A 265-nucleotide genomic window follows, 5' to 3' on the forward strand; every position below is an offset into this window, starting at 1 on the left:
CTGCCGAGCAGGCCGAGCGGCTCGGTTTCCCCGTTGTGCTGAAAGCGCTCGGTATTGCCCACAAGACCGAGGCCGGGGCCATCGCACTCAACCTTAGGGATAGTGAGGCAGTGTCGGATGCGGCGGCGGCCATGCCGCCGAATTCAGGTTATCTCGTCGAGAAGATGATCAATCCGCCGGTTGCCGAGCTCATTGTCGGCGCCATCCGCGATCCCGTCTTCGGATTGTCGCTGACCCTTGGAGCGGGGGGAATCTTCGTTGAATT

At 61.5% G+C, this 265-nt stretch carries 1 protein-coding gene; it reads left to right on the top strand.

Annotated elements, in window-relative coordinates; all coding sequences use genetic code 11:
• Positions 1 to 265 (top strand): acetate--CoA ligase family protein (locus tag EOD29_RS32405; protein ID WP_206520567.1); only part of this gene is annotated, 265 nt, incomplete at both ends.

Origin of the sequence: Mesorhizobium sp. M1A.T.Ca.IN.004.03.1.1 (assembly GCF_003997555.1) — a bacterium.
Lineage (GTDB): Bacteria > Pseudomonadota > Alphaproteobacteria > Rhizobiales > Rhizobiaceae > Mesorhizobium.